The sequence below is a fragment of the Mangrovibacterium sp. genome (assembly GCF_059905295.1).
Map to the genome: position 1 here is coordinate 17,746 of NZ_JBZQJF010000079.1, position 13,677 is coordinate 31,422.

At 44.2% G+C, this 13,677-nt stretch carries 8 protein-coding genes; 4 read left to right on the forward strand and 4 right to left on the reverse strand.

Features of this window, described 5'->3' with window-relative positions:
- Nucleotides 1-230: 230 nt before the first annotated feature.
- Nucleotides 231-914, forward strand: a complete 684-nt coding sequence (gene trmD, locus AC37HE_RS04360) for a tRNA (guanosine(37)-N1)-methyltransferase TrmD (RefSeq protein WP_500781564.1) — start codon at nt 231-233, stop codon at nt 912-914.
- Nucleotides 915-924: 10 nt separating this feature from the next.
- Here trmD and AC37HE_RS04365 read toward each other — a convergent pair whose 3' ends face one another.
- A complete protein-coding gene (locus AC37HE_RS04365; protein ID WP_500781565.1) occupies nt 925-3,768 on the reverse strand; it encodes a PD-(D/E)XK nuclease family protein in 2,844 nt (947 codons plus the stop codon).
- Nucleotides 3,769-3,880: 112 nt separating this feature from the next.
- Here AC37HE_RS04365 and AC37HE_RS04370 point away from each other — a divergent pair, with 112 nt between their 5' ends.
- A complete protein-coding gene (locus AC37HE_RS04370) occupies nt 3,881-4,588 on the forward strand; it encodes an SIMPL domain-containing protein (RefSeq protein ID WP_500781566.1) in 708 nt (235 codons plus the stop codon).
- 45 nt (nt 4,589-4,633) lie between these two features.
- Here AC37HE_RS04370 and AC37HE_RS04375 read toward each other — a convergent pair whose 3' ends face one another.
- Entirely contained in the window at nt 4,634-5,089 is a 456-nt protein-coding gene (locus AC37HE_RS04375; RefSeq protein WP_500781567.1) for a c-type cytochrome, read from the reverse strand.
- A 233-nt stretch (nt 5,090-5,322) separates the two neighbouring features.
- Between AC37HE_RS04375 and AC37HE_RS04380 the strand changes: the two genes are divergently transcribed.
- The gene (locus tag AC37HE_RS04380) at nt 5,323-9,561 is read left to right on the forward strand and encodes a hypothetical protein (RefSeq protein ID WP_500781568.1); all 4,239 of its coding nucleotides are present in this window, start codon (nt 5,323-5,325) and stop codon (nt 9,559-9,561) included.
- A gap of 450 nt (nt 9,562-10,011) precedes the next feature.
- Here AC37HE_RS04380 and AC37HE_RS04385 read toward each other — a convergent pair whose 3' ends face one another.
- Nucleotides 10,012-10,950, reverse strand: coding sequence for a glycosyltransferase family 2 protein (locus AC37HE_RS04385; protein WP_500781569.1), 939 nt, complete (start codon nt 10,948-10,950; stop codon nt 10,012-10,014).
- Nucleotides 10,951-11,245: 295 nt separating this feature from the next.
- On the opposite strand from AC37HE_RS04385, the gene AC37HE_RS04390 reads away from it, so the two are divergent.
- Entirely contained in the window at nt 11,246-12,814 is a 1,569-nt protein-coding gene (locus AC37HE_RS04390; RefSeq protein WP_500781570.1) for an ArnT family glycosyltransferase, read from the forward strand.
- On the opposite strand, the gene AC37HE_RS04395 is transcribed toward AC37HE_RS04390, so the two are convergent.
- Nucleotides 12,798-13,505, reverse strand: a complete 708-nt coding sequence (locus tag AC37HE_RS04395; protein WP_500781571.1) for a phosphatase PAP2 family protein — start codon at nt 13,503-13,505, stop codon at nt 12,798-12,800. The two genes, AC37HE_RS04390 and AC37HE_RS04395, sit on opposite strands and share 17 nt — an antisense overlap.
- Nucleotides 13,506-13,677 lie beyond the last annotated feature (172 nt).

Here is a 13,677-nt window from a genome sequence, read left to right on the forward strand (position 1 = left end):
GTTTAATTATCAAATTTTGTTTTCTGATGGTCTGTATTGCAACAGGTATTCCAACTTGATATTTCAGCCATTTCATCGTATTAAGAACAAAAAATACTGTCATTATTTCCGAAATCACTCATTAACACGAGTCAATTCGTCATCTTATCGAATATTTTAGATTTGTAATTCATCAAAAAGCTATTCTCACATTCGCGATTCTTTTTACTTTTGCAGAAAATTATTACAGAATGCGAATCGACATATTAACCGTTGTACCGGAATTATTGAAAAGCCCATTTAAGCACTCGATCCTGAAAAGAGCTCAGGATGCAGGAGTTGTTGAAATTCACGTTCACAACATCCGGGATTTTTCAACCGACAAGCACCGAAAAGTTGACGATTACGCATTTAGTGGAGGAGCAGGAATGGTTATGACTATTCAGCCGATTGAGGATGCCATAAATCACCTGAAGTCACAACGAAAGTACGACGAAGTGATTTACACAAGTCCCGATGGGGAAGTTTTCAATCAACGCATAGCCAACCAGTGTTCGCTCTATGAAAACATCATCATCTTATGCGGACATTACAAAGGTGTTGATCAACGAGTTAGGGATCACTTGATTACCCGGGAAATATCGATTGGCGATTTTGTTTTGACCGGAGGTGAGCTGGCTGCTGCGGTGATGGTAGATGCAATTGTACGCCTGATCCCCGGAGCCATGTCGGATGAAACTTCAGCACTAACAGATTCGTTTCAGGATAACCTGCTTAGCCCTCCGGTTTACACACGCCCTGCTGACCACAATGGATGGAAAGTTCCGGAGATCCTTTTAAGTGGTAACGACAAACAAGTTAACGAATGGAAAGAAAAACAGGCATGGGAGCGCACCAAGCGCCTACGCCCTGATTTACTGGAAGGACACGAATAATTCAGCTTCGTTAAACACGCCGGCAAATTGTATTGTACGGACAGTTTTCACATTTCCGTTTTTTCTCTGTTTGATCAAAATTAGTTTCCGGACTAAAAATATCGTGGAGCAGTCCGTCCAAACTTTCAACAAAAGGCTCCGAAATCAGACTATATTTGACCGATTGCCCACTTAATTTGATGGCCGGATCAAATTCATCACCGAAGAACGTATCGATTTTATAGATCGACGGCAGAATATCAGCCGTTCCATGCATGCGTCGGTAAATTTCGGAATAAACCAATGTTTGCAAAATTTCCTTAGGCCGGTTATCTGCATCACGACGATACAGTTCCTCAAAATTATTAAACTTCAACACCAGGCTGCGACCTGTTTTATAGTCGATAATCCGTAAACCTTCTTTCGTCCGGTCGATCCGGTCAACAATACCTCCAAGCTTAATGCTTCGCGTTTGACCTTCAATATCCAACTCAAAATCGGCCTCACAATTTCCCTCCAGGGCAACCACATCAAAAGGAGTAAAAACCTTGTCGTTCTCCAACATCCGACTAAGGTAGGTCTTTAGGTTTTCGGCAATCAGAATATTTTTCCCCGTTATCTTAACCTCCTTCAGCGAACGATCTTTGTAATATTCGCGCTTAAACGCATCATTAATGGCTTTGCGAATAACAACCTCACTTTTGAGAATAGCCTCAATATTGTCCGACGTCATTTGCCGGCCAATAAAAGGTTTGTAAATCATCTCTGAAGCATAGTGAAACAAGTTTCCAAATAATCGAGGATCAACATCTTCCAGTAGTTCGTCAGTCTCCTTAATTCCTGCAATATATTTAAAGTAGAATTTCAGTTTACAATCCAGGTACACATTCAGGGCACTTGGGCTCAATCGTCGATCGGCATAACGTGATAAAAGCAACTCGCGATGTTTCGGTGTTGAAGCGATACTGATCGGAGTAGACTCAGTCGATTTAAAATCGAAGTTCAATTGCATCACCCGAGGCTTCAAGTCCGAATCATACAAAAGTTGAAACATATAACGGCTCATCTCGCCCGACCCCATTCCGTCGCCCGAGGAATCATAAACCAAGACCAGCTCCTCTGCCCGATGCACCAGCCGGTAGAAATAATAAGCATACATGGCATCCTGTTCCTCATAGGCAGGCAAGCCAAAAGCTTTGCGCAAATTATAAGGAATGAAAGAATGTGTGGATGAGGTGTTTGGCAGGCGCCCTTCATTGACCGAAAATAGAAACAGGCGCTTAAAGTCCAGGTTACGGGTTTCCAGCACCCCCATCACCTGCAAGCCCGAAAGCGGCTCCCCTTCAAAAGGAATACTGATGCGCTGCAAATGCTGTTGCAAAATCCGGTAAAACAGCGACAAGGAAATCTTTGCCGGGTGAAATTGCTCCAGCGTTTCCTGCAACCGCTGAATAGCCAAATATACCTGGTACAAATACTCAGCCTCCAGTGCCGGGTCACTTTCATTATCGGATGAAGCCCCCAGCTTCAATGCAAGCAATTTCACCACATCAAGTAAATAGGTAGCACAATCCTCCCAACGACTTAACTTCGTAAAAATCAGCCTTAGCAATTCATTTTTATCCAGATCGCTCACCCGGACATAAATCCGGTTTTCGGTATGAATCTCTCGAACAATTTCTTTCGTAGTTGCATCAGCCAGCAATTGATGGCTCAACAAGGCAAGCACCGGTTTATAATAAAAAGCATCTCCGCCACCATACACCCGAAAGTTTTTCTGTAAATCGATTAGTTGATTGATGAAACTGAAAACCGGTGTATTCTGAATGGGATAGCCCATCGTGATATTGATTTTATTATACTGAGCACCGGCCGACGATACCATAGGCACCAGCAAACTCTCATCTGCCAAAACCAGGGCAGCATCATCAAAACGGGGATCCCGCAACAAAGTTCCGGCAAACTCGGGATGATTAAGCACCTGCGTTTGCGCCACCTGCCCGGGAACAGACACAATACTTATTTTGGGTGTAGTCACTTCACCCTGATCCAAAACAAAACCTTCCGGCATCGGGAAAACCACTAGATTTCGACGAATGAAAAGTCCGGCTTCATGTCCCAAATCACTCACAAAAGCAGGATCATAATCCCAAAAGAAATCCCCGATTCCAAGCTGTTTAAACTTTCGAAATAGCTTCTCCTCCGCAGTATTGAGGGCATTAAACCCCACAAAGCAATACCGCTCCGACCTCAAGGTCTTTTCATTTTCCTCCGTCCATTGCTCAATCAAATCGCGATATAACATGCCCGTAAAGGCAAGATTCTCCTTATTAAGCTCTGCTTTAAATCGGCGATATACGGCAGATAACTTATTCCAGATCTGCATAAACTTTTCGCGGTTAGCCGATCCACCAGCTTTTCCTAAGGTACCCCAAAACTGTTCAATGATTTTCTTCTGTTCCGGATTTAAATAATCAAAGCGGCTCTCAATATCCTTCAAATCCGAAATATTCTGAAACAGGTCATCGGCATTCAATAAATATTTATCAATATCATTGAAATCATTCAGCAAAATCTCCCCCCAAAAGAAAAATTCATCCAACTCTTCGTCGTGTCCGGTTTCAGCCTTGTAAATTTGGTGAAGCAAAAGAATCTGACTAATGTGGTCTGATATTTGCAACCCCGAGAATTTAGAAACAAGTTCGTTGATGGTAATCACCTCGGGACCGAGCACTGGCTTCTCAACCAGCTCATTTAGATAGGCATTGAAGAAAACATGTGAACGGCGGCTGGGGAAAACGATCGAAATACGATTAATATGCTCACCATGAGTTTGATATAAAAACCGGGCAACTTGTTTCAGAAAGGGCTCCATGAAATTTCTTTTTTGATAAAGATACAATTTAAATAAAGCCCGTATAAAAGGGTTTATCAACAACAAAAGCAAGCCTTTCGTTTTAAACAATTTAGAAACTAAATTTTATACCATGAAGACAGTTTATCTCACCTTTTTCCTGCTTTTACTTGCAGGAATTACCAAAGCACAGACCATCGTAAACCCGCTGGAATCGACACCCTACATTGAAGTTACCGGCGAAGGCGAAATGGAAATCGTGCCCGACGAAATCTACGTTCAGTTTACCTTAAAGGAACGTATGGACGGACGCAACAAAACAGATCTGGACAAAATTGAGAAAGACCTGAAGAAGAAACTCTCATCAGCTGGTTTCAACCTTAAAAATTTATCCCTTGCCGACGCCAACTCGGATTTTGTGACCATTAAACGCAAAAAGAAGGATGTGTTGGCCTCGAAAGATTATCAAATGGAATTGAGCAAACCCGAAGAAATAGCCAAGCTGCTGGATATATTAGATGAAGTGAAGGCAGAGAATGCCTTTATCAGTCGACTCGACCACAGCGAGATGGACGAATTGAAGAAAGAAGTGAAGATAAAAGCGATGAAAAATGCCAAAGAGAAAGCCGATTATTTACTTGGCGCCGTAGGTGAAAAAACCGGGAAAATCCTGTTCATTCAGGAACGGGACAGCTACGTTCAACCCTATGTGCGCAAAATGGCAACACTAAGCATGGTGGCCGAAAGTGAGGATACCGGCAAGGCAGCTGATCAGGATATCAGTTTCAAAAAGATCAAACTGAATTATAAAGTTTTTGCCCGCTTCGCCATCGCACAATAAACCACAAAAGCCGGAAGAGATTAAAAACTTCCGGCTTTTGTCAGCTTATTTTCTGGCAGCTCCTACTTCCTGCGGGCTAACAGCGTCCAGCTTATTACCAAAACTCGACCGCACATACGAAATTACATCAGCAATTTGCTGATCGCTCAACTGCCTGTGCGGAACCATGATACCATTGTAACTCTTGTCATCAATTTCAATTTTCCCCTTCATCCCGTTTAATACAAGATCGATTATCTTGGCTTTATCGACAATATAGGGGTTTGGCGTTAAAGGAGGAAAAATGCCTGATACGCCCTGCCCCTGATCCTGATGACAAACTTTGCAATTTTGGTCGAAAACGGGCTTCCCCGGATGAACCGTCAGCTCGGCCGTTTCCTTAGCTGCTGTTTTTAAAATCGCAGGTTCAGGCTGCAACACTTCAGCTTTTGGCTTTGCATTCTGACAAGCCAGAAGTCCGAAAAAAGCCCCAATCAAAAAGGTATATCTCAGCTTCATCATACGTTTGGATTTTTCAATCATTATTTATCCCATTAACAACAGTTTCAGAAAGGAGTTCATGCGAAATGGAAAGTAAAATACCCGATGACTGACTAAAATTACCAGGGAATAAATTCGAAGCAAAACGAAATCGTTCACAGCCTGTTTTAATTGAATATTTTTCCGAAATTCACAGCTACCTTATGAAAAATAAAATCTATTTTTAGTTCATACTTGTTTTCGAAATAACCGGAATGGGAGAAAAGAAAAAACGCATAAAAAAGAAAACAATCCGAAAAATAGCAGCCGGCTTTTTAATCGTCCTGGCTGCTGTATCGGTTTGGCTTGCGCTGGCTGCTCCCGGTTACGTCCGAAAACATATCAGCGAATACATTCGAGAGTCGAGCAAAGGAGAATACACCCTTTCATTTTACGACATCAAGGCGAACTTTTACACCCAAACAGTACGAATCGACTCTATTCGTTTAATCCCGCTAAAACCGGAGAAAAGCCACTACTCCATTACAGCCTCGGAACTTACAGCATCCGACTTATCCATCTCGGACTTCCTTTTTCACCACAAACTAAGCATGGCTGCGTTGCAAATAAAGGAACCGGACTTTGAGATTTACGGTCTGGATGGCAAGAAACAGGATGCTCCCAATAAAGAAGAACTATTTAAAAAGCTGAAACCTTATTTTAACACCAGTTTGAGGGAAATAGCCATCGGTGAAATCAACCTGCAACAGGCCAATCTGGCTCAGTACCAGCTCAACAAGGAGCAATCGCCGCTGAATTCTATCAAGAACCTAAACATTGGCATCAGCAACTTTCGCATGAATGCGGCGATCCTGAATGCCGAAAAGGAATTTTTCCATGCTGACGACATATTCCTCGAAATTGTCAATTTCAGCCATGCCCTGGGAGACAAAATTCACCGGTTAAAGGTTGAAAAGCTCACCTATTCCATCGGACACAAAAGCATTTTCGGACAAAACCTGACCCTTTTCCCGATCGATTCAGCCAAACAAGAGGCGACTAAATACTGGATCAAGATCCCCGAAATAAGATTGAAGTCGGAAAACCTGCGTGATATTCTAAACAACGATTCCGTAAGGATCGATTCGGTGGATATTCTTCATAGTTCAATTCGGGTTAAACCTGCTACGAATGCCCGGAAAATCAGCTTTCGTGAACTCAAGGAATATGACTTGTTCGAGTTGATTAAAAATGATTTCAATTTCGTAGAAGTAAGACATCTGCAAATGAATGCCGACACGCTTCTATTTCTCCCCAAAAGCGATAACATGAACAACTCTCAGGTTTTCAAAAATGTCCGAATTAAAGCTGAGAATTTCCAACTGGATTCACTAAGCAGAACCGAACCTGAAAAGATTTTATACTCCGACAACTTCAAGCTAAAAATTGGTTCGTACCAGTTGAATCTAAACGACGGGGTGCATCATTTTGAAGCCAGCGACATTTCCGTTTCAACAGCCGACAGCACTATGAAGGCCCGGAAAATAACGCTGATACCGGACAAGGTCGACAGCGATCAGGTTCCTGTAACCGTAAACCTGACCTGTGACAGCCTGATTATGCAAAAGGTAAATCTTTCGCAACTGTTTCACCAGCGGGAAATTCCGCTTACCGGCTTAACCGTTTACAAACCGCAAGTTCAGATCAACCAACTAACTGAAAGCAATGAGAAACAGCACGATGAACAAAGCCTGCTTTACTCTTTTATTCGCGATTATATTAAAGGTGTTTATGCCAACCTCATCGCCATTAACGATGGCCACATTCAGTTTAACGATTTTAGTCATAAGAGTGATGAGGGCCACATTGCGGCCGATTTTAATTTAAGACTGACTGATTTTTCACTTGATTCGATCAGTGCACACCGAACCGACAAGCTGTTTTTTGCGACTAACCTGGAGCTCAACTTCAGGAACTATACCATGAAACTGGCCGACCAACTGCACATTCTCAAGGTTGGCTCCATCAACGTGTCGAGCCTTCGCAGAACGGCCACCCTGCGAAACCTGCACCTTTACCCCAACAAAAGCAAGAACACCGAACAAGCGCTCAGAAAGCTCAACCGTTCGGAGCTCTACGATATCCGCATTCCATCGCTAAGCCTGAAAAATACCGATATCCACCATGCCTTTTTCAGGAAAAAACTCAACATCAACCAGTTTATCATCTCCAAACCAAAAATCAACTTTGAAGTATTTGCCCATTTCAGGCAAAACGGCAAGGAAATTAATCCGAAAGAATTTTACGATCTGCTTCAAACCTACATTACTGACATTAACATTCACGAAATAGCCGTGAACGATGGTGAGTTCCAGCTCACCAACCACAGCCGCCGGGGAAAAACAACCACTTTCAGCAATCAATTCAGTGTAAACCTGAAGAACTTCCGCCTGAATGAAAACGAACTGAACAGCAACCGCATGTTATTCTCCGATTCGTTTGATCTGAAAATCAAAGATCACATGTTCCGCTTGTCCGACAATGTTCACTACCTGCAAGCCAGCGAGATCAGCTTCTCGTCGGCCACATCGAGTGGCGAAATTAAAGATGCACTGCTTTACCCTGAACCAAGCAGCCCCAACTACAACCAATTACCCTGGCACTTCCGCATCAGTATTCCAAGCATTAAGCTTAACCAGGTAAACCTGGAGAAGGCCGTCTTCGACGAAATCCTCGATGTTGGCTCGGTATCTGTTCAGTCGCCACAAATTCAGTTGTATAAAAACCACGCCGGTGATGGTAAGTTCAACTTTAAAGACCTGCAAATACCGCTTCCTGAAGAGGTGAAAGAGCTGACTATTGAAAAGGTGAGCCTGAATAATGGGGAGTTACAAATTTTCAGAGGAAGCGGCGACAACAAGCAGAAACTGGCAAGTTCAAGCCTTTCGTTTGAATTGAAAGATGCCCAACTGAAACGAACAATCAATAACCAGACAGCACGATTTTCGGCTTCCAGCATTGAAACAGAGCTGACCAATACTTTACTGACTCCCGAAAAACAACCTTACTCCATATCAGCCGACGAAATTCGTTTTTCATCCGGGCAAAAAGCCTTAATGCTGACTAACCTGCAGATCAAAAACACCTCAAACAAAGTCAAACCCATTGAGTCAATCATCCTGCCCGAACTGCGTTTTGAACAGCTGGATCCGAGCGATGCCTTCGACAACAACCGCTTTCATGCCTCACGAATCACGGTTCAAAACCCGGTCTTTAACCTCCACCCTACCGAACAGGAACAAGAGAAAAATCCACTTCATATTAAACTATCGCGCGATTTGAGTGTACTGATGGACGAACTTTCATCGGAACAGGTAGAGCTGCGAAATGCAACCTTTAACATACAAGGGAAAAAGAAAAAGACTAGCTTCAACCAGGTTGATATTGACATGGATCAGGTAAAACTGGACAGCCAACCATCGGAAAAACCACTTGGAGCACAAGAACTGACCATCGTGCGGAAAAATATGAAGTATACCGACAAGCAGAAGCTTTACGATTTACTGATTGACCGCTTTACCTACTCCACAAAACAGAGCAATCTCTACCTCAATGGCATCCATTTCATTCCGCATTATGGCCCCGATGAGTTCCAGAACCATATCGACAATCAGCAAGACTATTACTCGGGCGACATCAACCAGGTGGAGCTCAAAAACCTGGATCTCAACCGTTGGTTTGAAAATAAAGAACTAACCGGCAAAACGATCGCCATCGACCAGATGAATATGCTCATTTACCGCGACAAGCGGAAGCCCGTCAACGAGCTTAAAAACCCGCCGCTGCCCCAGGATCTGATGCGAAGTATTGAGCTGCCTTTCTATTTCGATACGGTGAAACTGAGCCATTCAACTTTTATTTACAACGAGCAACTCGAAGACATTCCTGAGCCTGGCCGCGTAAGCTTTGAAGATGCCAGTGCCAGCCTGTACCCATTCACCAATCTGAAATACCTGCAACACAGCAACCCGAAGATGTACCTGAAAGCACAGGCCAAACTCATGGGCGTTAGTACGCTGAAAGCTTCGTTTAAATTTGATATGAACTCGCCCGACAATCGCTTTGAAGCCAAAGGTTCGCTTAGTCCGTTCGACCTCACGGCGCTTAACCCGATTACCGAGAACGGAGCATCCATCTCTGTACGTTCGGGCCAGTTAAACCGGTTCGATTTTGAGTTTTCGGGTGACTCGGTAGTGGCTAACGGTAAACTACGCTTTGCCTACGACGATTTAAAGATCAGCATACTCTCGCACAAAAAAGGGAATACCAAGGAAGCCCGGTTCCTGAGCTTTCTGGCCAATAGCCTCATGTTGAAGTCGAAAAGCCCGCGCACCAGGATCCTGCTGCCCGACGACATTCACTATTACCGCGATCCCCATAAATCAGCCTTAAATTACTGGTGGAAATCGGTTTTCAGCGGTGCCAAAAATACCTTTGGGATGAAAGATGAATAGTTGGAACGCATGCCTTAATCTCCAGCTTTGTATTCCAATAGCCCGGTAATCGGGTCCAGCAGCTTGGTAACCATTTCCTCCAATCTGGTAGACTCTTCCCACCGTCTGGTAGACTCATCCCCGTCTCTGGTAAGCTCATCCACCAATCTGGTAACCTTGTCTACCTCTCTGGTAGCCTCATCTACCTCTCTGGTAAGCTCGTCTACCTTTCTGGTAAGCTCGTCCCCGCCTCTGGTAGCCTCTTCCCCAAACGGAAAAGGCCTGAAAGAGCGGATAACACCTCTACCAGACCCAAAACAGACCACACCAATAGATTTTCACAGCAGACCAATACATTTTCCGCATACACCAAGCCACTTTCAGCTCACACCAGCACCAAATTGGCCCAAACAAAAAAAGCCTGCACATTAAATGCAGGCTCCTTGACAGTATCTTTTATCAGCCCAAAGGCTAACCAACAATCTCGACTTTACGCACGCGGTAAGGTTTCTTGTTTTGCGATTCGAAATAAGTACGCATCAGCATTTCGGCGATGATACCGGTGGTGATAAACTGAATACCGGCCACCAATAAAATCAAACCAAGTACCAATAGTGGTTTTCCCCAGATGTCTTGCCCCAGGATTTTTAAGATCAGCAGATATACATTGATCAACACGCCGATACCGAAGGTCAGGATTCCCATTTTTCCGAAGAAGTGAATCGGACGTTGCAGGTATTTACGTAAGAAAAGCATCAACACCAGGTCGCTGAATACACGGGTTGTGCGGCTTAAGTTATATTTTGAACGGCCAAACTCACGGGCACGGTGGTTTACATCAACCTGGGTCATCCGGGTTGAACCTTCCAGAGCCAGCAGAACCGGGATAAAGCGGTGCAGCTCGCCGTAGATATGGATGCTTTTAATAGCCTCGTTAGTGAATACTTTTAACGTACAGCCCAAATCACGCATTTGCGTACCGGTTGATTCGCGAATGATGTAATTGGCAATTTTACTGGGAATTTTACGCAGGAAAGCGCCGTCTTTACGGTTTGCCCGAACACCGGCAACCATATCCCAGTCACCTTCTTTCAGCATATCCAGCATCATGGGAATATCGGCGGGGTCGTTTTGCAAGTCGCCATCAATCAGGGCTACATATTCACCTTGAGCCTGATCAATACCGGCCTGAAGTGCTGAGCTTTGCCCGTAATTCCGTTTCAGCTCAACCAAAACAAAATGTTCATCCTTGATCGCCCGGATTTCGTCGCGGGTCGTATCGGTCGATCCGTCATCGACAAATAACACTTCATAGTCAAAGCCAGCCAAGGCTTTTTTAACCTGTTCGCTCAGTGGTTTTATGTTTTGCTCTTCGTTGTAAACGCAAACAACCAGACTTAATTCTTTCATTAGGATCTTACTATACGTTAAATGCTTTTTGCAAAATGCGCTACGAATTTAAAAAAAAGTCACTTAGTTCCCCCAAACATTTGTCAAGGAATACCCAAAAGCCCGATTAAGGCTTTTCGAAAACCGAACACAAACACTCCCGTTACCGTAAACCCACTACTGTTTCAGCTAATTGTAAGCAACAATTTCCTCCGATAGCATGCAATTAATTTTCATCTACAAAACCAATAGATTTCGGTTAACAGCCAGCTAAGCTCTGCTGTTTCTCCTACTTTTGAGGGTCTAAATTCCGATTATGTTTGAACGCTTAAGTAGACTGAATTATCTTCCGTGGCTGATTTTTGCACTGGCATGGATACTATACCTCAACAACAGCGGAGGGGTAAGCATTTACATTCTGGATGAAGCTAAAAATACCGAGTGTGCGCGCGAAATGCTGGAACGAACCGACTTTGTGGTGCCCACATTCAACCAAATACTCCGCACCGACAAACCACCTTTGCACTACTTTTTCATGATGCTGAGCTACTCCGTCTTCGGCGTAAATCCGTTTGCTGCCCGGTTTTTCTCAGCCCTGTTCGGAGCGCTCACAGTACTGATCACCTTCTTATTCACGCGAAAACAAGCCGGAGCCAGACCGGCCTTACTGACTGCGCTTGTCCTGTTAGCCTCCATACATTTAAGTATCCAGTTTCACCTGGCTGTTCCCGATCCGTATTTGGTGTTTTTTATGACTGCGGCGCTGTTTTCGTTTTACCTTTTCCTCGAAGAGAAACAACCAATTTGGGGCGTCACCCTCTATGCAGCAATCGGCTTGGGAACGTTGGCTAAAGGGCCGGTCGCTATTGCACTTCCGGGCGTAATCTGTTTCCTGTTTCTGCTTTTCAGCAAACAATTGAAGTGGCCGGTTCTCCGGCGGCTTTACCCCTTTGCAGGTGCGGCACTTGTAATCCTGATTGCTTTGCCCTGGTACCTGTTGGTTCATTGGCATACCAACGGAGCGTGGACGGAAGGCTTTTTTCTGAAACATAACCTGGGGCGTTTCTCGGAAGAGATGGAGGGGCACGGCGGCACTTTCCTGCTGACCTTGCTCTATGTGCTCATTGGCTTGTTTCCCTTTTCGGTTTTTCTGCCACAAGCCATCCGCCAGGGCTTTCGTAACCGAAAAGAGTCGTTCATCCTCTTCAACCTGGTTGCCGGGCTGACAATTGTTGGGTTCTTCATGCTCTCAAAAACCCGGTTGCCAAATTATACCGTTCCGGCATTGCCCTACCTGGCTATTCTGACCGGAATATTCCTGCACGAAAAGTTCGAAGCCCCCAAAGCATTACGAACCGGATTGTGGGTGCTATTTGCCATTGCTTTAATCCTTGTTCCGGGACTGCTCATGGGCCTCCGTTTCGATCCGTCAGTTAAAGATGTTCCGTATGTAGCTTGGTATTTCCTTCCCTTTCCGCTACTGGCCGGCTTAGCACTTCTTTATTACTACAAACGTAAGCTTGAAGCAGCAATAACGGCGATCTTATTAGCCGGCGTAATTACCGGATTCATCTTCTTTCGTTTTGCCTTCCCGGTTATCGACAAGCACAACCCGGTTGCACAAAGCCTCAACCTCCTCAAAGGAAAAGAAGTTCGCTATTTCCAAAAATTCAACGCAGCTTACGCGTTCAACCTGAAACGGGAAATACCGGAAATTGAAGCAGGTGAAATGGAGGCATTCTTTGAGCAATATCCCCAGGGAGTCATCATTTCAACCCAAAAGAAGATCGGACAAATTGAATTACCGGCAAGTGCAGAAATCAGTTTCAGTGCACATGATCTGTTTGAGAGCCCGACGACAGTGTTGATTACCAGAAAAAAGTAGAAAAACTACGACGTAAGCGGTAAACAAGAAAAGGATATTGGAAGAATTGACGGGCTTTCAGCTTAACAACATGATCGCCCATCCAGATGGTTGCCATAGTGCAAAGCAAACCCAATAGCGAACCAACATACACATCAACAAAGAAATGTTGCAACAAATAGATTCGGGTCAGTCCAACAAGGACAGCAACGAAGACAAATAAGACACCGGCTACCCTTTTCCCTGAAAAATAGGCCAGTAAGCTCATCATAGCGAAAATAGTCATGGAGTGACCGGACGGGAAACTATGCAACAGGTTATAATCAAACAAGCGAACCATGCGGTGAAAGGCTTCCGGCTCGAAGTATTTCATGGGGCGCACCACATGCGGGAAAAGGAAATTCTTGAAGATTCCCGTGACGATCCCCACAAGCGCCAGGTTAAACAACATCATTAAGGAGTAACGAAGCTTATACAAGGCAAATCCCAATGCCGCAATAACCATGGTACTCCCCAAGCCAATTCGGGTAATCCAGTCGGCCGTACGATCCCATTCCATCCGCGAAAAGCGGTTGACAAACAAAACGACATCGCCATAATTTGTTGTTAACAGGATAACTAAGCCCAGCAATAAGAAAAGGGAATAAACAAGCAGGTACCAACGAAAACCGTTATTTTGAAGTAAGGCAAATTTATTTCTCAGAGTAATCATCCCGATAGATTTTGATGGTTTTTGAGATTCAGGTCCAATGTAAAAAAGCCAGGATCAGACCCAATTGCAAAATAGCCCGTCAGGATTACAGGGCGGATAATCAAATTTTAAATCCGCTATAAATAATGGTTAAGCTGATTACGTTCCGGTTAAGAAGTGGTACCCTCGAAAA